22 protein-coding genes are annotated in these 23,425 nt (G+C 61.5%); 8 read left to right on the top strand and 14 right to left on the bottom strand.

Annotation, left to right across the window (positions count from 1 at the left end; all coding sequences use genetic code 11):
• Nucleotides 1–162 precede the first annotated feature (162 nt).
• The 8 genes from Q1B40_RS11575 to Q1B40_RS11540 form a co-directional block, all read right to left on the bottom strand.
• Nucleotides 163–1,317 carry an acyl-CoA dehydrogenase family protein gene (locus tag Q1B40_RS11575; protein ID WP_299814153.1) on the bottom strand — a complete coding sequence of 385 codons (1,155 nt, stop codon included), beginning with the start codon at nt 1,315–1,317 and terminating at the stop codon, nt 163–165.
• A complete protein-coding gene (locus tag Q1B40_RS11570) occupies nt 1,314–2,378 on the bottom strand; it encodes an acyl-CoA dehydrogenase (RefSeq protein WP_299814150.1) in 1,065 nt (354 codons plus the stop codon). Before Q1B40_RS11570 ends, Q1B40_RS11575 begins: the two co-directional genes overlap by 4 nt.
• A gap of 9 nt (nt 2,379–2,387) precedes the next feature.
• Nucleotides 2,388–3,611 (bottom strand): CaiB/BaiF CoA-transferase family protein, encoded by a 1,224-nt coding sequence (locus Q1B40_RS11565; protein ID WP_299814147.1) that lies wholly within the window; start codon nt 3,609–3,611, stop codon nt 2,388–2,390.
• 259 nt (nt 3,612–3,870) lie between these two features.
• Complete coding sequence (locus tag Q1B40_RS11560) at nt 3,871–5,391, bottom strand: tripartite tricarboxylate transporter permease (protein ID WP_299814144.1); 1,521 nt, start codon at nt 5,389–5,391, stop codon at nt 3,871–3,873.
• A 5-nt stretch (nt 5,392–5,396) separates the two neighbouring features.
• Nucleotides 5,397–5,849, bottom strand: a complete 453-nt coding sequence (locus Q1B40_RS11555; RefSeq protein WP_299814141.1) for a tripartite tricarboxylate transporter TctB family protein — start codon at nt 5,847–5,849, stop codon at nt 5,397–5,399.
• 63 nt (nt 5,850–5,912) lie between these two features.
• Complete coding sequence (locus tag Q1B40_RS11550) at nt 5,913–6,908, bottom strand: tripartite tricarboxylate transporter substrate binding protein (RefSeq protein ID WP_299814138.1); 996 nt, start codon at nt 6,906–6,908, stop codon at nt 5,913–5,915.
• A gap of 227 nt (nt 6,909–7,135) precedes the next feature.
• Nucleotides 7,136–7,768: a fumarate hydratase C-terminal domain-containing protein gene (locus Q1B40_RS11545; protein ID WP_299814135.1), complete on the bottom strand. Its 633-nt coding sequence runs from the start codon at nt 7,766–7,768 to the stop codon at nt 7,136–7,138.
• Complete coding sequence (locus Q1B40_RS11540; RefSeq protein WP_299814132.1) at nt 7,765–8,634, bottom strand: fumarate hydratase; 870 nt, start codon at nt 8,632–8,634, stop codon at nt 7,765–7,767. The genes Q1B40_RS11545 and Q1B40_RS11540 overlap by 4 nt, the downstream gene beginning before the upstream one ends.
• Nucleotides 8,635–8,938: 304 nt before the next feature.
• Between Q1B40_RS11540 and Q1B40_RS11535 the strand changes: the two genes are divergently transcribed.
• Together Q1B40_RS11535 and dusA are read left to right on the top strand one after the other, a co-directional pair.
• Nucleotides 8,939–9,415, top strand: coding sequence for a MaoC family dehydratase (locus Q1B40_RS11535; RefSeq protein ID WP_299814130.1), 477 nt, complete (start codon nt 8,939–8,941; stop codon nt 9,413–9,415).
• 153 nt (nt 9,416–9,568) lie between these two features.
• A complete protein-coding gene (gene dusA / locus Q1B40_RS11530) occupies nt 9,569–10,588 on the top strand; it encodes a tRNA dihydrouridine(20/20a) synthase DusA (protein WP_299814127.1) in 1,020 nt (339 codons plus the stop codon).
• 26 nt (nt 10,589–10,614) lie between these two features.
• Here dusA and Q1B40_RS11525 read toward each other — a convergent pair whose 3' ends face one another.
• The 4 genes from Q1B40_RS11525 to cobS all read right to left on the bottom strand — a co-directional run bounded on the left by Q1B40_RS11525 (nt 10,615) and on the right by cobS (nt 13,700).
• Nucleotides 10,615–11,328 (bottom strand): TIGR02281 family clan AA aspartic protease, encoded by a 714-nt coding sequence (locus Q1B40_RS11525; RefSeq protein WP_299814124.1) that lies wholly within the window; start codon nt 11,326–11,328, stop codon nt 10,615–10,617.
• Nucleotides 11,325–11,510 carry a DUF1289 domain-containing protein gene (locus Q1B40_RS11520; RefSeq protein ID WP_299814121.1) on the bottom strand — a complete coding sequence of 62 codons (186 nt, stop codon included), beginning with the start codon at nt 11,508–11,510 and terminating at the stop codon, nt 11,325–11,327. The genes Q1B40_RS11525 and Q1B40_RS11520 overlap by 4 nt, the downstream gene beginning before the upstream one ends.
• 185 nt (nt 11,511–11,695) lie before the next feature.
• On the bottom strand, nt 11,696–12,883 hold the full coding sequence (locus Q1B40_RS11515) for an alpha/beta hydrolase (protein ID WP_299814118.1): 1,188 nt from the start codon (nt 12,881–12,883) through the stop codon (nt 11,696–11,698).
• 34 nt (nt 12,884–12,917) lie between these two features.
• Nucleotides 12,918–13,700 (bottom strand): adenosylcobinamide-GDP ribazoletransferase, encoded by a 783-nt coding sequence (gene cobS, locus Q1B40_RS11510; protein WP_299814917.1) that lies wholly within the window; start codon nt 13,698–13,700, stop codon nt 12,918–12,920.
• A 222-nt stretch (nt 13,701–13,922) separates the two neighbouring features.
• Between cobS and cobT the strand changes: the two genes are divergently transcribed.
• Nucleotides 13,923–14,948, top strand: coding sequence for a nicotinate-nucleotide--dimethylbenzimidazole phosphoribosyltransferase (cobT, locus tag Q1B40_RS11505; protein WP_299814115.1), 1,026 nt, complete (start codon nt 13,923–13,925; stop codon nt 14,946–14,948).
• Between the two features lie 21 nt (nt 14,949–14,969).
• Here cobT and Q1B40_RS11500 read toward each other — a convergent pair whose 3' ends face one another.
• Nucleotides 14,970–16,526: a HAMP domain-containing sensor histidine kinase gene (locus Q1B40_RS11500; RefSeq protein WP_299814112.1), complete on the bottom strand. Its 1,557-nt coding sequence runs from the start codon at nt 16,524–16,526 to the stop codon at nt 14,970–14,972.
• A gap of 131 nt (nt 16,527–16,657) precedes the next feature.
• Here Q1B40_RS11500 and Q1B40_RS11495 point away from each other — a divergent pair, with 131 nt between their 5' ends.
• Together Q1B40_RS11495 and Q1B40_RS11490 are read left to right on the top strand one after the other, a co-directional pair.
• On the top strand, nt 16,658–17,296 hold the full coding sequence (locus Q1B40_RS11495) for a uracil-DNA glycosylase family protein (protein ID WP_299814109.1): 639 nt from the start codon (nt 16,658–16,660) through the stop codon (nt 17,294–17,296).
• Nucleotides 17,297–17,467: 171 nt separating this feature from the next.
• Nucleotides 17,468–17,953, top strand: coding sequence for an Lrp/AsnC family transcriptional regulator (locus Q1B40_RS11490; RefSeq protein WP_299814106.1), 486 nt, complete (start codon nt 17,468–17,470; stop codon nt 17,951–17,953).
• A gap of 27 nt (nt 17,954–17,980) precedes the next feature.
• Here Q1B40_RS11490 and Q1B40_RS11485 read toward each other — a convergent pair whose 3' ends face one another.
• Nucleotides 17,981–18,634, bottom strand: a complete 654-nt coding sequence (locus Q1B40_RS11485) for a TetR/AcrR family transcriptional regulator (protein ID WP_299814103.1) — start codon at nt 18,632–18,634, stop codon at nt 17,981–17,983.
• A gap of 170 nt (nt 18,635–18,804) precedes the next feature.
• Here Q1B40_RS11485 and Q1B40_RS11480 point away from each other — a divergent pair, with 170 nt between their 5' ends.
• The 3 genes from Q1B40_RS11480 to Q1B40_RS11470 all read left to right on the top strand — a co-directional run bounded on the left by Q1B40_RS11480 (nt 18,805) and on the right by Q1B40_RS11470 (nt 23,300).
• Nucleotides 18,805–20,841: an NADH:flavin oxidoreductase gene (locus Q1B40_RS11480; RefSeq protein WP_299814100.1), complete on the top strand. Its 2,037-nt coding sequence runs from the start codon at nt 18,805–18,807 to the stop codon at nt 20,839–20,841.
• 145 nt (nt 20,842–20,986) lie between these two features.
• Nucleotides 20,987–22,222: an SRPBCC family protein gene (locus tag Q1B40_RS11475; RefSeq protein WP_299814097.1), complete on the top strand. Its 1,236-nt coding sequence runs from the start codon at nt 20,987–20,989 to the stop codon at nt 22,220–22,222.
• A 4-nt stretch (nt 22,223–22,226) separates the two neighbouring features.
• Nucleotides 22,227–23,300 carry a hybrid-cluster NAD(P)-dependent oxidoreductase gene (locus tag Q1B40_RS11470; protein ID WP_299814094.1) on the top strand — a complete coding sequence of 358 codons (1,074 nt, stop codon included), beginning with the start codon at nt 22,227–22,229 and terminating at the stop codon, nt 23,298–23,300.
• Nucleotides 23,301–23,425: the final 125 nt, after the last annotated feature.

Below are 23,425 nucleotides of genomic sequence, written 5' to 3'. Positions count from 1 at the left end.
CAGGCAGATCTGTTGAGGAAACCCATTCTCATCACCTCTGCCAGGGCGGGAAGCCCGGCAAGGTCTGACGTTGCATGGGCGCCCGGGATTGTCTGTAACCGTAGTGATAAAACACAAAAAGTCAATCTTATAACTTATATGAAGTTGTCGCCGTCTTTGGAGCTAGCTCGGCAGGTTGAGAACAGCCTTCGCCAGTACGTTGCGCATGATCTCGGTGGAGCCACCGAAAATCGTCGTGGGCCGGGCTGAAAGATAGGTGGCGGCGGCGTGAAGCTGCCTGTCGCCTTCGGGTGGATGGCGCAGCCCGGAGTCCTCCTCCGCGACCTCCATCATAAGCTCGGAGATGCGCTGGTAGAGCTCGCTCTGGAAGATCTTCAGCATCGCCACGTCCGCGCCGATGTCCTCACCACCGCGCAGCTTGTCGACGTAGATTTCGAAGAGGTCGGTCAGGTCCAGAACATCGCAGTGCAGGGCGACGTAGCGGTCACGGAAAACCGGATCGTCCCAGACCCCGGCCCGCAGCGCGATCCGCTTCAGCCGCGACATCGCGCTGGCCGAAAGGCGCGGTGCGCCGATGAACACCCGCTCATGGCCCAAAAGCGCCTTGGCGGCGGTCCAGCCCTGATTGATCTCACCCAGGATGTGATCGGCGGGAACCCGGACATCGTCGAAGAAAACTTCGCAGAACTCCGCTTCCAGCTCCAGGTTCTCGATGTTGCGGATGGTCACGCCGGGCGCATCCATCGGCACGAGCAGGAAGCTGATCCCCGCCTGTTTCCGGACAGTCTTGTCGGTGCGCACGAGGATAAAGATCCAGTTGGCGTCCATGCCCAGCGTGGTCCAGGTCTTCTGGCCGTTGATCACCCACTCGCCGCCGTCCAGCACGGCTTCGCAACGCACCGCCGCCAGGTCCGATCCGGCACCCGGCTCGCTGTAGCCCTGCGCCCAGATGTGTTCGCCCGAAAGGATCTTCGGCAGGAAAAACGCCTTCTGCGCCCCCGTCCCGTATTTCAGAAAAAGCGGCCCCAGCATGACCGGGCCGATATCGTTGACCCGTGCACAGCCGTAGCGTTCGAATTCCTCGATGAGGATCAAATGCTTGCCGGCAGTCAAACCCATGCCGCCGTGCTCGCGCGGCCAGGTTGGGCAGATCCAGCCATGCTTTGACAGGATCAGGTACCAGGGTTTGACCTCTTCCCAGTGCAGCCGGCTGAGGGCGTGGCGCGGGATATCAGGATAATTCTCCTCCACGAAGCTGCGCACCGTGTGGCGGAAATCCGCATCGTTCATGGCGTTGTAATCGGGCAGGGAAATCATGCAGCGTCCTCCTGATCGAGCAAGGCGGCCAGGCTCGCGCGCTGCTGCCGCGGACCGCCGAACAGGTTGGCCTCGCTCATCGCCTTGCGCACGAACAAGCCGATATCGGCCTCGTCGGTGATCCCCATGGCGCCGTGCATCTGCACTGCCTCGCGCGCGACCAGCATCGCCAGCTTACCGGCGCGCAGCTTGCAGCGGGCCGCGTCCCGGGAGCGGGTCCGTTCGTCGGCGCCCGTATCGAAACGGCGCGCGGTTGCGGAAATCGCCGCACGGGCCAGCTCCAGCCGTATCTTCATTTCGGTTGCCCGGTGCTGCAGCGACTGGAAGCTGCCGATCGGCTTGTCGAACTGCTTGCGCACCCGCAGGTAATCCAGCGTTATTGTGAGTGCGCGCTCGGATAAACCCAGCAGATAGGCCGAATGGGCAAGCCGGGCATCCTGAAGAACCTGCTCGACCCGCTCGCAGGGGAGTAACTCCGCCTCGACGCCGTCAAAGGTCAGGAGACCGGTCCGGCCGCCGTCCAGCGTTTCCTCGCTGGTCACGGTCAAACCCTCCGCACCGCGTGGAACCACGGCGACGCCGTCGCCGGTGACAACCGCGAAGAAATCCGCGTCTGCGGCGCCAGGCACATTGTATTTCCGGCCCTGCAGCCGGCCGCCCGACGCGCCGCCGCACCAGTCCTGCGCGCCGATACGATCCTGCCAGGCGGTCACGATCACCGCCACGCCGGTCAGGGCAGCCTCGGGCAGCGCGTCCTGCAGCAGGGCCGCAGCCATGAGGGAGGAGAGTATTGGCCCGGGCACCAGCCCGCCGCCCAGCACTTCCATCAACGCACAGGTCTCGCGCATGCCAAGGCCCAGACCGCCCGCGTCTTCTTCAACGCGCATCAGTATCCAGCCGAGATCTGCAGCCTGGCGCATCACCTCCCGGTCAAATCCGGAGCCGTGAAACCGGGCCTTGCGCACACGGCTGAGGGTGCCGTCTGCCGGCACGACAGCGCGGGCGCTGTCGACGATCATCCGCGCGTTTTCCTGCCAGTCTTCTGTGTCCGGTTCGCTCATGATTGCCTCCTATTTCACGATGCCGATGTCGCGCAGAGCTGCGATCTGCAATGCGTCCAAGCCGAGCCCGGCCAGAATTTCGTCTGTATGTTCGGCGAAGCGGGGAGGGGGCACCGCATTGGCGGTGTCCGATCCGGAAAACCTGACCGGGTTGGCGACGTAGCGCACGCGCCCGGCCGCTTCATGCTGCATTTCCTGCAACAGGCCGCGCGCCTGGACCTGCTCCATCCGGAAGACGTCGTCGAAGGTGTTGAGCGGGCCGGCGGGAATGCCGATGGCTTCCAGCTCAGCATAACAGGCGTCCGCCTGCTTTCCGGCCAGCTTTTCGGCGATCATCGGCACCAGGATATCGGCATTCTGGACGCGGGCGAGATTGGTGGAAAACCGCGTGTCCTCGGCAATGTCTTCAAGACCGAGATACGCCGCGAAACGGGCAAATTGCGGGTCGTTTCCGATGGCGATCATGATCGGACGGTCAGCGCAGTCGAAAACCTGCCAGGGGCAGGTGATCTGCGAAGCGGTGCCATTGCGGCGCGGCAGCGTGCCCGAGGAAAGGTAGTTCATCGCCATGTGCGATGCGGCGTGGATCTGTGTATCCAGAAGGGCGATGTCGATGAACTGCCCTTCACCGGACACCGCGTCGCGCTGGTTCAAGGCCGCGAGAATGGCCGAGACCGCGTATTGCCCGGCGGTGATGTCGGAGATCGAATAGCCGACAAGGGCAGGGCCCGCGCCGGGCTCGCCTTCACCTGTGCCGGTCATGCTGAGCAATCCGCTCATCGCCTGGAATATCGGATCGTAGCCCGGCAGATGCTTCATCGGCCCGGTCTGTCCGAACCCTGTGATCGAGCAGTAGACCAGCTTCGGATTGAGCTTGGCGACGGTTTCGAAATCCAGTCCGAAACGCGCAAGCGTGCCGGTCTTGAAATTCTCGATCAGCACGTCCGCATCGGCGATCAGCCGTCGGGCGATCTCCTGGCCTTCGGGTTTGGAAAGATCCAGGGCGAGGGATCGCTTGCCCCGGTTCATGGCCAGAAAGGAAGACGTTTCACCCGTGGGTTCACCGTCGGCGTCAAGATGCGGCACACCCATGCGGCGCACGTCGTCTCCGCCTTTCACATGCTCCACCTTGACGACATCTGCCCCAAAGTCCGCCAGCATCTGGGCTGCCCATGGACCGGCAAAAACGCGACTCAAATCCAGAACCCGGATATGACTGAGTGTTCCGGTCATCACGTTCCTCCTCGTTGATCTGTCTTGTCAGGGTAGCCGCTGCACGACCGCTTATTCAAGCAAAAAACCATAATTATGATTTATTGAGTTTGTTCTTGTTCGTCCGCTTTGCAGTCGGGGAGGCGTCATCTCTTGCGAGGCCGATCCGTCGGGGATGGCTTTTCATGTCAGCGAGGGGATGTGTGGAACGGCCGGACCACACTGCAGGACGCACGATGTGGTTCAGCGCGCCCGGTCAATCCCGGGAAAGGCTCGTATCCTAGCCCTCACCAATCGGGAACACCTGGTCCTTCCGGCGCGCTGCGACCAGGCTTCTGATTCCGCCAAGCACGGCCCAGACCAGCATCAGCGCTGATATGGCCAGAAGAGATCCGGTCAGCGGATCGGAGACCAGGCGTATCGGATCCCCCCGGGCCATGAGCATCGCCCGGCGCAGGTTTTCTTCCAGCATCGGGCCAAGGACGAAGCCGAGTATGAGCGGCGCCGGCGAATAGCCCGTTCTCTGGAACAGGTAGCCCAGGGCCCCGAATATCACCACGAGGCTGACATCGAAGACGCTGGTGCGCATCGAAAAGACGCCGATGCATATCAGCGCGATCACCACCGGGTAGATATATTTGTAGGGGAACTGCAGAACGCGTACCCACAGGCCGATCAGCGGAATATTGAGAACCAGCAGAAACAGGTTGCCGATCCAGAAACTGGCGATCAGGCCCCAGAACACGGTCGGATGATCGGAAATCAGCAGCGGACCCGGCGAGATGCCGTGGATCATCAGTGCGCCCAGCATGATCGACATGGTAGCGCTGCCTGGAATGCCGATTGTCAGCGTCGGGATGAAGGCAGTCTGGGCAGCGGCGTTGTTGGCGGATTCCGGTGCGGCGATGCCCTCGATGGCGCCTTTGCCGAAGCGCGTCTTGTCTTTTGCGATACGGATTTCCGTCGCATAGGCCATGAATGCCGCGATCACCGTTCCCGCGCCCGGAAGAGCCCCCAGGAACCCGCCTATGGTGCTGCCGCGCGCCATCGGCCCGAAGGTTCTGCGAAGATCCTCGCGGGTCGGCATCATGCTGCGCGCCGTGACCTTTTCCGAGATCTTGCGGGTTTTCGAGCCACTGATCGAGCTGATGACTTCCGAAACACCGAAGACCCCCATTGCCATGGCGACCAGGCTCACCCCGTCGCGAAGTTCCAGAAAATCGAATGTGTAGCGAAAATCGCCGGTTGTGACGTCGGTACCGACCGTGCCGAGCAACAGGCCCAGCACGACCATGATGAGACCCTTGATCACGGAGCCGCCGCCGACGGTCACTGCCGCCACGAGCCCGAGCAGCATGAGCGCGAAATAATCGGCTGGGCTGAAACCGAGACCGAGCCTGGCAATGGACGGACCAAATCCCATCAGCGCCACGATGCCGACGGACCCGCCGACGAAGGATGCGATCGCAGTGATGAACAGCGCCACTCCGGCGCGGCCCTGCTTGGCCATCGGATTGCCGTCGAGGCAGGTCACGGCGGCCGAAGGAGTTCCCGGCAGGTTCAGCAGGATCGAGGCGATGGAGCCGCCATATTCGCCGCCGTAGTAGATCCCGCCCAGCATGATCAGGGCCGTCGTCGGCTCCAGATAGAACGTCAGTGGCAGCAGCATTGAGATCGCGGCAAGGGAGCCCAGTCCGGGCAGGACGCCGATGAAGGTGCCGAGAAAGACGCCGAGGAAGCAGTAGGCCAGATTTTCAGGCGTGAACGCGGTGGCGAAACCCAGGAGAATGTTCTCAAACATATCGGCTAAAATCCCAGGCGAAAGAGCGGCAGGGTCATTCCCAGAAGCTGCGAGAACAACAACCAGGCCCCGATGCAGGTAACGATCGCCAGGATCGCAGCGGGCTTCCAGCCGTAGCGGGGCTCGGACAGGGTCGCGAGCCCGATGACCACGAAGAACGCCGGGATCAGGCCGAAGAGCGCGATTGTGACAGCAAATCCCGCGACGGCTGCCAGGATGGCCAGCAACGGCCGCCAATCGATTCTGGAAGAAGTGCTTTCGGGCTCACGCTTCATGAAAGCGGACACCCCTTCTGCCACGGCTAGCAGGACAAGGACGGCGGACAGGACGACGGGAAAATATCCGGGACCCATTCTGCGGGCCGAGCCGATGTCATACGTCGATGCGATGACGAGGGCGGTCAGGCCGATTCCTGCCAGAAGGATGGCAACGACGAGCCGAAGCGAAATGGTTTTCATGGCGATCTCTGAATAAAGGCGTGCGAAGCGCGGCGAACAGTACCGCCGCGCTCCATTTTATTCTTATTTTTTGGGAACACCCGCAGTTTCGATCACGCCGATCCATTTCGAACGTTCGTCATGGAGGAATTGAGTAGCCTGTTCCGGGCTGCTGATCGTGGGCGCCAGGCCTTTCGTGGCGAATTCACCGACGACGCGGACATCCTTCATTGCTTCATTCAGGGCGTCCGACAGTTTCGCCTGAACATCGGCAGGCGTGCCTTTCGGTGCGACCAGCAGGTTCCAGAGCGTCGCAGTGTAGCCTTCAAAGCCGCCTTCGATCACGGTCGGCACATCGGGCATGAGGGAAGACCGGTCGGGCGAGGAGACGGCGAAGGGCTGAATATTCTCCGCACGAACGTGCTCTGCAGCGCCCGGGGTCGTCAGCATGGCGATATCGACATGGCCGCCCACGACGTCATTCAACAGCGGCGTGTTGCCCTTGTAGGGGATATGCAGCATGTCGACGCCGGCGAGGCTCTTGAGATATTCCATCGCCAGATGGCCCGGTGTTCCGACGCCGGAACTGCCGTAGGTCAGAGCTTCCGGATTTGCCTTGGCGAATTCCATGAGTTCCGGCAGCGTTTGCGCCTCAAGCCCGTTGCGGCCTGCAATAACGAGGCCGAGGGTCCCCATGACGCCGATCACGTCAAGGTCGTTGTCGATGTCATAGCCGGAATCGCGGCCCAGGGCATCGATCAGGATCGAAGCGCCGACACCGCTGACGCCCAGCGTGTAGCCGTCGGGATCAGAACTGGCGACGTGCGAAATGCCGACCGTACCACCTGCACCCGGCCGGTTTTCGACCAGAACAGGCTGCCCCAGGGTGTTGGACATGTGTCCGGCAAGGATCCGCGCGACAACGTCGGTCGATCCACCCGGCGGGAAGCCGACAACCAGCGTGATCGGCTGGGTCGGATAGTCCTCGGCGATGGTGGCCCCTGCGGAAACGACCGCGAGCCCTCCGATGACACTCGCGGCAAGCGAACGGCGAATTTTGTTCCAGTGAAAACTCGGCATATGGTAAACCTCCCAGTTCAAGCTCGATGATAGCCGCCTGATTTCAAGGCGACTTCATAAAGCTAGTAATATAGTTTTTAACTTTTTTCATCTGCGGCGCAAGTTTTTTCTTGCCCTCAACGCCGACAGGATTGACCGCCGATCTATTGGGCGAAATCTCGTGGCCGTATCTGACGTCGGGTTTTGCAGGGGGCTTTCCTGCCGCCCGGCCTTCCACGATCGCCCGTTCAGCCCTCGAAGCTGTCGCGCTCGGCGCGCATCTCGTCCAGGATCGACGCGCGCTTTCCGAGCGATGCTTGCGAGGTCCGGTCGTAGATGCTGTTGCCCCGGGCATCGATGCCGACGGTCAGGGGGCCAAGGCGTTCGACCTCAATCCGGACGATCCGGTAGTGCGAGATCATTTCCGGCCAGCCGATCCCGGTGACCTTGCGGATCCCGGCCGTGATAATCGGAGCGCCGCCCCCCAGAAACGACAGATAGACGCAGCCGTTTTCCGCCATGGCGCGTGCACATGCCGCATCCAGCCCGCCCTTGCCGCCGGTTGCGCGCAGGCCAAGTCCGGGGATGAGGCGGGGCATATGTCCGTTGAAGCGGGTGCTCGTCGTCGGGTTCATGTAGACAATGCTGAGCGTACCGTCCTCGGCTTCCTCGTTCAGGCTGCCAAGATGAAAGAGTGCGCTCCCGCTCATGTCGAACGGCAGGGGTTCGGCGCCCTCCAGGCACTTCAGCAGCCGGTCGTGAGTCGGAAGGCCCGCAGTGGCGAAGATTTCCCCCGTCAGATAGACGAAATCTCCGAGGTTCAGCTTTTGCGCCGCCTCCTGGCTGAGGGGCAGCGTCAGCTCATGCTCCGTCACGCTCATTCCGACCACTCCATCCGTCCGTCTCCCCAGATCCGCACCCGGGCGCGGCGGTTGATCCAGCAGTTGAAGCACACGGCGACGGGGGTAAAGCCGTGTCCGCTCGAAAAATCCACATGCACGCCCAGGACTGTCGTGTCGCCGCCTGTGCCCATCGGCCCGAAGCCGAGCCCGTTGATCGCCTTCGTCAGCCTGGCCTCCATCGCCGCCAGCACCGGGTCCGGGTTCTTCTCGCCAATTGGCCGCAGGGTCTGTTTCTTGGCAAGGCCCGCGCAATGGTCGAAGGTTCCGCCGATGCCGACACCCATGAGGACAGGCGGGCAATGCTGAGCACCGGCCTTGATCGCCACATCCAGGATATAGGTCTCGATCTGTTCAAGGGTGGGAAAGGTGAAGAGCTCCAACGCCGCCCAGCGGCCGGACCCGAGCGCTTTGGGGGAGCAGACCATCTCGACATAATCGGCGCCGCTCTCGAAATCATAAGAAACGATCGGCATGTCCTTGCCGTGATACCCGCGTTCCAGCGTAATCGGGTTGGTGACATGTTTCAGGAGCGGCGGCTCGATGGTCTCCACGAGGGTTTCATAGCCCTTGCGGATCGAGGCCTTGAAATCGCACGCAAGCTCCGCCTTGCTGCCGACCTTGACGAAATAGACAGGCACGCCGCTGTCGGAGCACACGAAAGTGTCCTTGTTTTCGGCCATCTCGGCGCTTTTGAGCTGAAGCTTGAGGGTCTGCCGCGCGGTTTCGTTCGTTTCCGTCTCCATGGCGGCGGCCAGGGCTGCCTTCGCATCTTCGGGAACTTTCCTGAGCGACCGGGAATAAAGTTCTCCGGTGGCTTCGATGATCATGTCGTCGGTTATTGGCATGGCGGCGAACTGGCCTCGGCTGGAAACGCGGCGATTGCGCGTTCGGGCGGTAAACGGCGTGGAACCCGGCCGGGAGCCGGGATTGTCTCAAGGCTAAGAGGCAAACCTATAAAAGTCAATTATATGACTTTATATTGATTTTACTTTTGCGCCGCATTGGGCGGCTGTGCTGCCGTCACGACTGTCCGGGTAGTAGGCGCTGCTTGCGGGAAGCGCATCGATTGCCTGCGGCTTAAAAGATATATAATTATGATCTAATGATTTTAATGGCCGCGCATACGTTGGCCAAAGGGAGGAGATCGCAATGCTGAACCTGGTCGAACCATTGGATTTCGCGCGTCACGCAGGGGCCGACCTCGGTGTGACGGACTGGATGGAGATCACGCAGCAGCAGATCGATGCCTATGCCGAGTTGACCGGCGACGACCACTGGATCCATGTCGACGTCGCGCGGGCTGCGCGCGAGCAGCCGGACGGCCGCACGATCGCACACGGGCTCTTCCTGCTGGGATTGATCCCCCGTCTGCAGCGCCAGCTCTTCCGCATCGAAAAGCGCGGCGCCGGCCTGAACTACGGCTATGAGACCGTCCGTTTCACCGCCCCGGTGCCCGTCGGCTCGAACATCCGCCTGCACCAGCAGGTCATCGGCGCCACCGCGAAAGGAACCGGCGCCCGCATTGAACTGCGCTCGACCATCGAACTTCAGGCCAGCGAACTTCAGGCCAGCGAAAAACCGGCTCTCGTCGCCCATGGCATCTTGCTGATAGCGCGGCAGGGGTGAGCCGGATGCCACTGCGCAGCTATAATTTCAGCGTATTTTCCCGTTACGCCGTCAGGAGCCGTGCGTAAACGTTTCGCACCCGCCAAGTATTGCAACCTGGCCAGAAATATGAAACGCAGGGCGCGCCAAAACCGGAACAAGGCAATCGCGTTCGTGTTGGAACCAGAAGCAGACAATATCTACAAGCACCCGCTCTTCTCCGTCGCCCCGATGATGGAGTGGACGGATCGGCATTGCCGTGCGTTTCACCGGCATCTGACCCGCCATGCGCTGCTGTATACGGAGATGGTGACGACGGGAGCGGTGATCCATGGCGACCGGGAGCATCTGCTCGGGTTTTCGGATCTTGAGCATCCGCTTGCCTGCCAGCTCGGAGGATCGGATCCGGCGGAGATGGCGGAGGCGGCGCGGATCGTTGCGGACTTCGGTTACGATGAGGTCAACATCAACGTCGGCTGTCCCTCCGACCGGGTCCAGTCCGGCCGTTTCGGAGCCTGCCTGATGCACGAACCGGAGCTGGTGGCGGCCTGTGTCGCGGCGATGAAGGCGGCGGTGGATATTTCGGTCACGGTCAAATGCCGCATAGGGGTCGATGACCAGGACCCGGAAGAGGCGCTGGACCGGATGGCCGACGCTGTCTTTGACGCCGGCGCCGACGCGCTGTGGGTGCATGCAAGAAAGGCCTGGCTGCAGGGGCTGAGCCCGAAGCAGAACCGCGATGTTCCGCCGCTGGACTACGAGCGGGTGCTGCGGCTGAAGGCGCGGCTGCCTTACCGGTTCATCGGCCTCAACGGCGGCCTGCAGAGCCTCGATCAGGCGGAGCCGTTTCTGGAAACCCTCGACGGCGTCATGTTCGGCCGCGCTGCCTATCACACACCGCGGATACTGGGTGAGGTCGACAGGAGGCTTTACGACGGCAATCTGCCGGACATTTCGCCTTTCGAGGCTGTACGGGCGTATACGGCCTACATGGAAGAGCAACTGAGCCGGGGTGTGAAGCTTTCCCATATGACGCGGCATATGCTGGGGCTGTTCCACTGCCAGCCGGGCGCACGCTCCTGGCGGCGCATTCTCACCGTCGAGGCGATCCGGCCCGGCGCCGGTCTTGAAGTTGTCGAAAAGGCGCTTGCGGCTGTCAGCCCTGCGGATGTGACGGCCGAGGCGGCCGAATAACCAACGCTTGCCGCGAGGCACTGAGGTCAGGGCGTGATGATCAATTTGTCGCCCTCGATCCGCCAGCTTTGCAGCCGGTCGAGCGCGGTCATGCCCAGAAGACTTCCGTCCAGAGTGCCCTGACGGGCGACGAAGCCGCGGATATCACGCAATGTGTGGTCCCCGATGGTGATCGTGTCGATCTTCACCGGCGCAACGAGTGTGCGGCCGTTTGCGGTGGAGACCGGCACGGTGAAGGACAGGTCCTCGGCCCTGTATCCGGCGCGGCGCGCATCCTCGAAGGTCAGCACGACAGCGCTTGCCCCGGTATCGAGCAGGAACTGTGTTCGCTTGCCATTGGTGCGCCCGTCGACGACGAAATGACCTGTCGCATCGCGCACGATCAGGATCGAGCCGTCCGGTTGCGAGACAGCCATTCCCGGGGCGAGCGCGCCAAGCACGCGGTAGCCGGCCTGCACCAGGTCGGCGCGGTAGGTGTAGCCGACGACCAGTACAAGGCCGAGGCCGCCCCAGAACACCGTGCCATGAATGATTTCACGCACTTTCGGCTGTCCGAACAGGAAACTTGCGATGAACACGAAGGCGAGGGCGGACAGGGCCACGATCCGCGGTCCGCTGCTGTCGAAGTTGACGTTTTCAGGATCGGTCGGATCGCCGAAAAAGAAATAGAACGCGGCCACGGCCATGACGATCACCAGGACGGCGGTGACCAGTCCGCGAAGCTGCTTCGGGTGTCTCATGCGCCCGTGTCCGTGCCAGAGTCCTGGCTGCCACGGCGCCTGTCGAGATCCGCCAGGATCTCCAGTCGTTCGATCTCGCTGTAGCCCGCCCAGCCGGCGATCTCGTCGAGCGTGCGAAGACAGCCGGTGCAAAGGCCGTTTTCCCGGTCGATCTGGCAGATTTTAGTACAAGGTGACTGCATCAGGCCGATATGGCGCTTGAATGTGGCTTTGCCAAGACAAAAGATGGCTCAAACTTGCGCTGGAGCATGTTGCGTTTAACAGAATTCAGGAAGGCGCCCGAACGCATTTGCAATGCAAACGCTGCCTCGAGCATCTTCCCTGATTCACAAATCCGCTTGAACGCGACATGCTTTAAAAAGCGGTGTCAAAGGCTGCCGCCTGTGGCGAGGACGACCGGGGCTGCAATGATCCGGATCGGCAGGGTGACCGCCGCTTGCGCGGTGTTTCCGACGAAAGTGCCGAGGTCTCCGCCGAAGGTGCGTGTGCCGTCGATGCTGGATTCGCTGGTCAGGCTGCCGTTCGCGAAGGCGCGCTGAAGTTCGGGAGCGAATTCGGCGAGGATCGCGTATTTGGAGTGATGCGCGGAATCCTCCGCCTCAAGGTCGGTCACATCGATGACGATGGCGCCGAGTTTGGTCAGTTCCTCATCGTCGGAGAAGGCGCCGAGCCGGTCCACGCCGCCGGACAGGGCGCGCGACAGGCGCAAGGCCCGGTCATCGGCGGAAACGATGACGACGAACGGCTTGTCGACCTTGCCGAGCCTGCGCAGGTGCGACTTGAACAGGTCGATATCGATATCCGGGGCCGCCAGAACCACGTAATGGATCTTTTTCTGGATCTTGTGTCGCAGCGACGGCGGCATCTGGCGGATGGTTTCCATCAGGAGATAGTTGCCCATGGAATGGGCGAGGATACTGATTTCGTCGGCGTCGCTGTTCGCAAGTTCGAGCAAGGTCTTTTCCAGCGCGTCGCGGGCGATGGCGGCGCTGTTCAGGTCGTAAAGGTAATCCCTGAGTTTGCCGCGTGAAGCCCAGGTGAAAAGCACCGGGACAGCGCCGTTGTTCGAATCGTGGGCGAACTGGGTGAGACGATAGAGGCTCTCGGCGAACAGCGTGTTGTAGCCGTGAATGAACAGGAAGACTTCTTTCTTGCCGCGCGGCCGCTTTGCAAGTTCCTGATTGATCCGGGATTTGAAAGCCTGGGCGGAGGGCAGGTAGCCGGCGCTTCGGGCGACGAAATCGGTGCCTGGATCGCCCGGAAGGCTGGCCGGCCACTCGATGATGCCGGGCTTGTGCGTCGGCGGAACTGAGATCCGCGCTTCGGCGTAGTTGACCTCGACAGAGCGCTCGCCGCTGAAATAGGTGTCCGGCCGGTCATCGCGCGCCCGGGTGGCGACGATGAAGATGTCATGGGCCCGGGCGCCTTCGGCAGCATCCGAATTGAGTGCCAGCGCGCCGACTTCCGGCCGGCCGGAACAACCGCCGAGCAGCACGGCACAGGCCGTCAGCACCATCAGCACGCGCATCATTGGAAGCCGGTAAATCGATACCATCGGCAGGTTCCGCCTCGAAACGGGTTCCGGTGACCTATGGAACCATCAGCACACCCAGCAGGAAACCAAGCCCGGCGAGTTGTTGCATGGCTCCGAGGACATCCCCGGTGACGCCGCCGATCTTGGCGCGCGCCAAGCGACCGGTAGCATAGCTGGCAGCGGCTGCAAACACACAAGCGAGAGAAAATGCCGCTAAGGAAAGTAACAACGCTGCCGGGATCAGCACAGGGATCGTCACCAGGGCCGCCAGATGGACCGTTTTTTCCTCCGGCTTGCCGAACCTTGCCGCCAGACCTTCCGGGCGCGCCAACGGCAGGATCTGCCATTGCCAGACAAGCAGCGTGCGGCTGAGTGCCTCGCCGCACAAAAACAGGAGTGCAGCTTCGGCAGGTCCGAACCGCTGCCAGAGCGCCGCCAGAAGCGCGACACGCAGGACTGTGGAAAGCACCAGCGCGAGGGCGCCGAACGCGCCGATGCGGCTGTCCTTCATGATCTCCAGGCGCCTGTCACGGGTTGCTCCGCCGAAAAATCCGTCGGCGACGTCGCTCAGTCCGTCTTCGTGCAGCGCGCCGGTGGTGATCGCCAGCAGCGCCGCGACAAGCGCGGCTACGGCAAGTCCGGGCAGAAGCGTATATCCCAGCAGCAGGCCGCATCCGGCGGCGGGAAGGGCGATGACGAACCCGGCCAGCGGGGCGGCCCGGGCGATTCGGGCAAAATCGGGTGCGGCCGCCGGATCGTCCACAGCGTTAATCCGCGGCACGGGCAAGCGGGAGAAGAATCGCACGCAGGCGGCGGTGTCCGCTGCAAATTCCGTCAGGCCCTCAAGCCGGTCCCCGACTTGATCCCAAGTTTTGTCCGCGCCGGATTTGGCCTCACTATCAGGCGTTTGGTCGGTTTCACGGTTCATCGGGCCGGTCCTGCGCTTGAGTTTTCGCAAAGCCTCATTATAGATCGGCGGCTTAGCGAGACCAATGGCCGGCAGGGTGCCGGACCGTAGAGGCTCTACCACTTTAAGATCCAGACCGGGAACCTGAAATCCATGTCCCTTTCCGACACCGCGCTTCCCTTCGAAGATATCCGCAACCTGGTCAAGTCGATGCCGGGTCCGGATGATGAGGCGGTGGGGAAGGTGAAGGCGCGCGACGCTCAGCTGACGAAGCCTGCCGGTTCCCTGGGACGTCTTGAGGATATCGCCGAGTGGCTGGCGGCGTGGTCGGGGAACGCCCCGCCGAAGATCACCCGGCCGATGGTCGCGATTTTCGCAACCGCGCACGGGGTCGCGGAGGAAGGTGTCTCGGCCTTTCCAAGCTCGGTCAACCGCCAGATGGTGGAGAATTTCGCTGCCGGCGGCGCGGCCATCAACCAGATCTGCCGGGCCTACGATGTGGGTCTGAAGGTGTTCGATCTGGCAGTCGAAATGCCCACGCCCAGCATCACGCGCGAAGACGCCATGGACGAGGCCAATTGCGCCGCGACCATGGCTTACGGCATGGAAGCTCTCGCCGGCGGTATCGACCTTATCTGTCTGGGGGAAATGGGGATCGGCAACACGACTGTCGCCGCAGCCGTCCTCAACGCCCTGTTCGGTGGCCGCTCCGAGGACTGGATCGGCCGGGGAACCGGCGTGGACGACGAAGGCCTGGCCCGCAAGCGGGAGGCGGTTCAGGAGGCTGTTGCCCGATTGAATGGCGAAAAGGATCCGCTGGAGATCCTGCGCAGGACCGGCGGGCGGGAAATCGCCGCCATGGCCGGTCTCATCATTGCCGCGCGGTTGCAGCGCGTGCCGGTGATCGTCGACGGATTTGTGACCACCGCTGCCGCGGCCGTGGTCTATGCGATGGACCCGTCCGGACTGGATCACTGCCTGTTCGCCCATGTCTCGGCGGAACAGGCCCACGCGAAAGCTCTGGAGCATATGGGCAAACAGGCCCTGTTCGATTTCGGTATGCGTCTTGGCGAGGGAACCGGGGCAGCTCTGGCGGCAGGCATTGCCAAGGCCGCTGCGGAAGTGCACTCCGGCATGGCGACTTTCGCCGACGCAGGGGTTTCCGGAAAGGCGGACTGACGAAGGCTGGCCTGACTATCGTCAGGCGGAGCGGGTTTCCCGGTCGCTGCGGCCCGGTTTCTGATCGTCCGGATCGACCCAGTCGACGTCCGGCGCGTAGTTCATCACCCGGGCGCGGGGCAGCGAGACGATCACTTCCGTACCGACACCGGGCTTGGACTTCAGGTTGAATGTGCCGTCATGCATGGCAATGAGGGCCTGGACGATGGACAGTCCGAGACCGGTTCCGGGCTCCGCACTCTTGATCGCATGCGACCCCTGGCCGAAAGCCTCCAGCACTGTCGGAATCTCGTCCTCCGGAATGCCGGGACCGGTATCTTGGATGGAGACATACTGCCCGCCGTCAGAGGTCAGCCCGATCCGGATGCGCACCTTGCCGCCCACCGGGGTGAATTTCACCGCATTCGACATCAGGTTCAGAACAACCTGGCGCAAGGCGCGTTCGTCGGCCCAGACCTTCGGCAGGTCCGGCTCATGGGTGTGATGCAGCACGATGGATTTTGCATCCGCGCGCACCTTCATCATGCTTCCGCATTCGTCGACGATATCATCCAGGAGCAGCGGTTCCTCGTGCAGTTCGTGCCGCCCCGCTTCGATGCGCGACAGATCGAGGATTTCGTTGATCAGGTTGAGAAGGTGCTGACCGGAACCGTGAATGTCCTCCGCGTAGGAGCGGTAATTCTTGTTGTGCATTGCGCCGAGCACTTCATCCTTCATGATCTCGGAAAAGCCGAGGATGGCATTCAGCGGCGTGCGCAACTCGTGGCTCATGGTGGCCAGAAAGCGGGACTTGGCGATATTGGCAGCTTCCGCCCGCCGCCGGGCTTCGTCCGACATGGCGTTCGCGGTTTCCAGCTCGGCGATCAGATGATCCTTCTCGGCCCGGTACTCCAGCATGGTGTTGGCGTTCTTCAGCAGCTGGTTGCCGAGAATGAAGAAAAAGCCCTGGGCGCCGATAGCCATTGCCGCGAGCGTGTAATGGATCGGATCCACCTGCTTCAGAAAACTGACGGTCACCAGAAGCGTCATCGGTATGGTGCTGGCCAGGAGGCACTTCGGCATGGTCGCCGATTGCATCGTGTTCATTGCGACGACGATCAGCAGCGTCGCGAAATGAAAGATGACAAAGCCGTCGCCGGATTCAGCGGTCTGGGGCAGCAGGAAGAAAGAGGCCCAGCTGCAGCCATAGATGAAATCGCCAATCGTAAAGCGTTTGCGCCAATAGACCCGCGCCTTCTGGTCCGAAGGTGCTTTTTCGTAGGCGTGACTGGCAACCACCATGGCGATATGGGTGCTCAGCGTCACGACGAACCAGGCGCCGATGAAAACCGGGTTGATCCACAGAACGGAAATGGCCGCGACGATCAGTGCCAGAAGCGGCACCGCATAGGCCGCGTTGATCCTTGTGTCGGCGAAGAGATGCTGGCGTTCGAGATCGAAGGTGGTGTGGCGGTATTCCGGAGCGCCGAGACGGCTGCGCACGTTCTTCATGCCGCGCGCCATCTCCCGGCGTCGCATGGCGCGCTGCTCGTTGATGGCGAATTTGTCTTCGCCGCTCTCTGACGAAAGAGATTCCATTAGCCGCCCGGAAGTATCGAATTGATTATTGTATTACTGCCTGTTTAGTCACTCTGACTCACCATTCCTTAAGATCGTCCTCAGGATCGTGGTAAGCGAAAGGTTAACCTGTCCGTCGAAGGTGCAACTTGTTGTCCAAGAAGAAGAATTCGAAAAACCTGGAGAAATTGACCAGGCAGGTGCGTGCCTGCCGCGTCTGTGTCGAAAATCCGCTGAAGGCCCCGCTGCCGCATGAGCCCCGGCCTGTGCTGCAGGTGTCTTCCACTGCCCGGATCTGCATATGCGGACAGGCGCCCGGGACACGGGTGCATCGCAGCGGCCAGCCTTTCACCGATCCTTCGGGCGATCGTCTCAGAAACTGGATGGGGATCGGCGAAGACGTCTTTTACGATGCCGCGCGTGTCGCCATTGTCCCGATGGGTTTCTGCTTTCCGGGGCTGGATGCGAAAGGCGGCGATCTGCCGCCCAGGTCCGAGTGCCGGATAACCTGGCATGACCGGCTGTTTGCCGCCATGCCGCAGATCGAACTCGTTCTGACGATCGGCCAGTACGCCCAGGCCTATCATCTGGGCGCGCGGCGGCGGAAAACGCTTACCGAAACCGTTGCCTGCTGGCGGGAGTATTTCGAGGCGGAACGGGAGGCCGGTCAGCCGGCGGTGCTGCCGCTTCCCCATCCGTCCTGGCGCAACAACACCTGGCTGAAAAAGCATGCCTGGTTCGAGACCGAACTGCTTCCGGTCCTGCGTGCCGAAGTCGCCCGGCTGATCTGAAATGGATAATTGCGGCCGCTGGCCCGGTTTCGAATATAATTCTCAATTCAGCGCGAATTGACAATCTTGTTGAAATTCCGTTACGTGTTTTCCGGAAAATGGGAAACCATTTCCCAAGTCCCGCTATCAAAGTAACTCACCAACTGTGCTGCCAAACGCAGGATACAGCTCATGATCGACCGCATCGACCGCCGCATTATGTCCATCCTTCAGGAGGACTGCACCGTTCCTGTCGCCGAAATCGGCAGGCGGGTCGGCCTGTCCACGACGCCCTGCTGGCGCCGCATCCAGAAGATGGAGGAGGACGGCGTGATCACCGGCCGGGTCGCATTGCTCGATCCGGCGAAGGTCAATGCCAAGGTCACCGCGTTCGTTGCCATCACCACCAACCAGCATTCCGAGGACTGGCTGAAGAAATTCGCAGATGTCATCAAGGAATTTCCCGAAGTGATGGAATTCTATCGCATGGCCGGTCAGGTGGACTATCTGCTGCGCGTCGCCGTGCCGGACATTGAGGCCTATGACGCCTTCTACAAGAAGCTGATCGCGAAGATCGACATCTCCGACGTCTCCACGACCTTCGCCATGGAGCAGATCAAGAACACCACCGCGCTGCCGCTCGCCTATGTGGCGACTGAAAAGCCCAAGCCTGAATGAAGAGCAGCGGCAGCCGATAGACCGGGCTCAGTCTCCGGTCGCCGCCGGCAGCGGATGGCGGGAGAGAAACCGGGCGAACTCCGCCTCGGTGGGCTTCCGGCCGGTGAAGATCTCCGCATAATAGGGCATGCGCTTCAGCCTCGGCGCCAGCGGTTCGTCGGGACCGTCTTTTTTCATGGAAATATAGCCGATCTGCGTTTGATAGATCGTGCTGGCCCGGATGTGGGCATAAGTGGGGTCGTAGCCGAAACGCTCGAACATCGCCTGAAATGCCTCGACCCGCACCCGGTCTGCTTCCTCCAGCATCCCGGCAAGGCTTTCGTCGGTGTGGGCCCAGTTGCGCACGGCGAATTCAAGGCGCGAGTCGAACAGGTCCGGCCTTAGCCAGAGGTCGAAGACGTTCAGGACCGCCTCGCTGATCGTTTCCGCATAATCCTCTGTGCGCCGGACAAGGTTGCCGGTGTTGCGCGCCTGCCAGTGCGTGACCAGGGCGTTGAGAAGGTCCTTGCGGTCGGAAAAGTGGCCGTAGAAACTGGTGCGCGACAAGCCGAGCCGCTCCGCAAGCGGCATCACCTTCACGGCATCGATACCGTTTTCCAGAAGTGCCTCATACGCCGCCCGGATCCATACCTCTCGCGTTCCGCGCCATCCGGATGTCTTGTCGATCAAAGCTTCTTTCATGCCGTCGTTTTTACCAACCCCTCCGAACGCCCGCAAACGAAATTGACACCTATGTTTTCAAAAACGACATGAATGTCGTTTTTGTGTCTTTTCACGAGCCCGGCAGACAACCTACTCTTGTAGACAAGCCGGCCCCGGGAATGTGAGAGGCCACGTCCAGAGGAAAACGCATGTCGAAAGATCCGTTGCTGCAGCCCTACAAGCTGAAATCCCTGACACTGAAAAACCGGATCATGATCACGTCTCATGAACCGGCCTATCCGGAAGACGGCATGCCCAAGGACCGGTACCGCGCCTATCACGAGATACGGGCGAAGGCAGGGGTGGCGCTGACGATGACCGCCGGATCCGCTGCCATATCCAGAGACTCGCCACCGGTGTTCAACAATATCCTGGCCTATAAGGACGAGGTGGTTCCCTGGATCACCAGGTTGACCGATGCCTGCCACGAGCACGGCTGCGCGGTGATGATTCAGCTCACCCATCTTGGCCGGCGCACCAACTGGAACAAGGCGGACTGGCTTCCGGCGGTTTCTTCCAGCCATGAGCGGGAGGCATCCCACAGGGCGTTTCCGAAGAAGCTTGAAGACTGGGACATCAACCGGATCATCGAAGACTATGCGAGCGCGGCCGAACGGATGAAGGCCGGCGGCATGGATGGCATCGAACTGCAGGCCTACGGTCACCTGATGGACCAGTTCTGGTCCCCGCTGACCAATACCCTGGACGCTCCCTACAACGGAACGCTGGAAAACCGGATGCGGTTTTCGCTGGAGGTGATCGACGCCATTCGCAAGCGCGTCGGCAATGACTTCATTGTCGGTGTTCGTTTCACCGCCGATGAAGAACTGGACGGCGGGATCACACCGGAGGACGGGCTGGAGATCGCCCGGCGCCTGAAGGCCACCGGCCAGATCGACTTCCTGAATGTCATCCGCGGCCATATCGATACCGATCCGGGCCTGACGGATGTCATTCCGGTTCAGGGCATGCGCAACGCGCCGCATCTGGATTTTGCCGGGCGTATCCGCAAGGAGATCGGCCTGCCGACCTTCCATGCCGCGAAGATCCCGGATGTCGCGACCGCACGCCACGCCATCGCCGAAGGCCTTCTGGACGTGGTTGGCATGACCCGTGCCCATATTGCCGATCCGTTCATCGTCAGGAAGATCACGGAAAAGCGGGAAGGGGAGATCCGCCCTTGTGTCGGAGCGACCTATTGCCTCGACAGGATCTACCAGGGCGGCGAGGCGCTTTGCATCCACAACGCGGCAACGGGCCGCGAACTGTCGATGCCTCACGAGATAGAACCGGCGGACGTCAGCAAACGGGTCGTCGTTGTCGGCGCCGGGCCGGCGGGCATGGAGGCAGCACGCGTGGCCGCCGAACGCGGTCACAAGGTCACGGTTCTGGAAGCTGCGCCCGACGCTGGCGGCCAGATCCGCCTGACGGCCCAGTCGGAACGCCGCCGCGAGATGATTTCGATCATCGACTGGCGCATGGAACAGTGCCTTGCGCGCGGTGTCGGCTTCCGTTTCAACGTCTTTGCGGAGGCGGAGGACGTCCTTTCGGAAGATCCCGAGGTGGTCATTGTCGCAACGGGCGGACTGCCGCACACCGAAGTGCTTTCGCAAGGCAACGATCTTGTCGTGTCCTCCTGGGATATCATCTCCGGGGATGTGAAACCCGGAAACCGGGTGCTGGTTTACGACGATGCCGGCGATCACCCGGCGCTGCAGGCCGCCGAACTCATCGCGGCCACCGGAGCCCATGTCGAGGTCATGACGCCGGACCGGTCCTTTGCCCCCGAAGTCATGGCCATGAACCTGGTGCCCTATATGCGCGCCCTGCAGGAAAGGGATGTCCGGTTCACCGTCACATACCGCCTGAAGGCGGTCAGGCGCTCCGGCAATCTCCTGACCGCCGTGATCGGCACGGATTATTCAGCCCATACACAAGAACGGGACTTTGACCAGATAGTCGTCAACCACGGCACCGTGCCGATGGATGAGCTATATTTCGATCTCAAGCCGCGCTCGAAAAATCTCGGTTCTGTCAATCAGGATGCGCTGCTTTCCGGCCGGCCGCAGCCTCTGGAGGCCAACCCGGAAGGGCAATTCGCGCTTTACCGCATCGGTGACGCGGTCTCCGCGCGCAATACCCATGCGGCCATCTACGATGCCCTGCGGCTGGTCAAGGACATCTAGAAATGCTGCATCGCACGCATTTTATTCTTGCTGCGTCCAACCTGCATAAGCCGATGCCGTTTTTGGCTATGGCGGCGAAGACGGGAGAGCCTAGTTTCCGGTCATGAGATGAGCCGCGAGAGTCGGCTGGATAGGGTGTGTCAAAATGCTGAGCGATGCGGATGTTCTTTCCCTCCTGATGGGCCGCCGGCCAGGGTATTCCCTGCCGCAGGCGTTTTATACCGACGCGGATGTCTTTCAATCGGACATGAAAAACATCTGGCACAGCGAATGGATCTTCGCCGCGCCTTCGGCTGAGCTTCCCAAATCCGGGGCCTATATCACCCTGCAGATAGGCGCCTATTCGGTGATCATCGTCCGGGGGGCGGACGGCACCATCCGAGCCTTCCACAATTCCTGCCGCCATCGGGGCAGCCGCATCTGCTCGGCCGCCAAAGGCTCGGCGCCGAAACTGGTCTGCCCGTATCACCAGTGGACTTACGAGCTTGACGGCAAGCTGCTTTTCGCGCGCGAGATGGGGCCGGACTTCAAGCCGGAAGAGCACGGGTTGAAACCTGTCCACTGCAAGAATATCTCCGGCATGGTCTTTATCTGCCTTGCCGATGTCGTGCCCGATACCTCCGAGCTGGAGAAACAGGCAGCCCGCTACGGCGGCCCGCATGAACTGAGCGGACTGAAGGTCGCCCATAGCTCGACCATCATCGAGAAAGCCAACTGGAAGCTGGTGATGGAGAACAACCGGGAATGTTATCATTGCTCCGGTTCCCATCCGTCCCTGTGCCGCACCTTCCCCGATGACCCGTATCTGGTCGGCGGGGACGACGCGTCCTCGTCCAATGTCGGCAAGGCGCATGTGGAGCGCTGCGAAAAAGCCGGTCTGCCGGCGAAATTCGTGATTGCTCCATCCGAACAATGGCGCTTCGTGCGCATTCCGTTCCTCGGCAACGCGGTCAGCTACACGATGGATGGCACGGCGGCGGTCTCAAAACGTATCGGCACGGTTCCGTTCGACAATGCCGGGTCCTGCCTGTTCTTCCACTTCCCCAACACCTGGAACCACTTCCTGTCCGACCAGGTGCTGACATTCCGCATGCTGCCCGTCGGGCCGATGGAGACCGAGGTCACCACCACCTGGCTGGTACACAAGGATGCCGAGGAGGGGCGCGATTACGATCTGGAACGCCTGACCGAGGTCTGGATGCACACGAACGACGAAGACCGGCGCATCGTGGAAGAAAACCAGATCGGCATCAATTCTCCCGCTTATGAGCCCGGCCCCTATTCCACCACGCAGGAAAGCGGTGTCATCCAGTTCATCGACTGGTATGCGCGGGCGCTTGAAAACAGGCTGATCGGCCGCTTCCGCGTGGCGGCGGAGTAGAGCCATGATCCCGATGCCCGGGCGCGAAACGCCTGTCTGGACCGATAGCGAGATTCTGGAATGCGTCAGCGTGCTGCCGGAAGCGCCCGATGTGAAGACCTTCACCTTTCGTCCGCCTTCCGGCGCAACCTTCCTCTACAAGGCCGGCCAGTTCATCACCCTGGACCTGCCTGTGCCCGGTGGCAATGTTCAGCGCACCTATACGATCTCCTCCTCGCCGGTGACGAATGCCTATATCTCCCTGACCGTGAAGGCCCAGCAGGGCAGCGTCGGCACGAGATGGATGCTGGATCATCTGGCGCCGGGCATGCGGATCAAGGCCTTCGGGCCGGCGGGGCTTTTCCATCTGCCCGTCAATCCGGACGGCAAATATCTCTTTGTCTCGGCGGGCTCAGGCGTCACGCCGATGATGTCCATGGCAACCACCCTGTTTGAACGCGGTGAAGACCCCGATATCTGTTTCATCCAGTGCGCCAACCGCCCGGTCGACCTCATCTTCCGCAAGAAGCTGGAATACATGGCGAGCCGGGTGAGCGGGCTTCAATTGCATTTCGTCGTCAGCAAGAGCGATCCTTACGAGGTCTGGACCGGGTATCGCGGTCGTTTCAACCAGTTGATGCTCGGTCTCATGTGCGCGGATTACCTGGAGCGGGAGGTCTACTGCTGCGGTCCGGACGGCTTCATGGACGCGGTGCGCGAGATCCTGAACGCGCTGGGCTACGACATGGACCGCTATCATCAGGAGAGTTTCCAGGCACCGGCGGAGACCAATGCGGAACTGACCGAATTCGACGATGTCGTTCCGCAGGAGGACGTCAAGGCGCAGATCGTTTTTGCCGGTTCGAAGGTTTCCGCGTGGTGCTCTGAAACGGACACCGTCCTGGCGGTGGCCAAGGGCGCGGGCCTCAACATTCCGTCCGGCTGCACCTTCGGGGTCTGCGGAACCTGCAAGGTGAAGAAGCTGTCCGGCGACGTGCACATGGTTCACTCCGGCGGTATCAGCGAGGACGATGTCGACGCCGGTTACATCCTGGCCTGCTGCTCCAACCCGATCGGAACGATCGAGGTCGACGTTTAGATTTCCCGCGCGCCTTCAGGCGAGGCAGTCTGCAAAGACGCGGTCAGACCGGAAATATGCAAGGAATGCGATATGTCAATTGCTCCCGGCTGCAGGAAGCGTATTCTTGCGGCCGCATCAAGGGA

It is taken from the genome of uncultured Roseibium sp., from assembly GCF_947496995.1.
In the GTDB taxonomy this organism is placed as follows: domain Bacteria; phylum Pseudomonadota; class Alphaproteobacteria; order Rhizobiales; family Stappiaceae; genus Roseibium.
The sequence above is the reverse complement of the archived record's forward strand: the minus strand, read 5'-3'. Positions and strand labels throughout refer to the sequence as shown.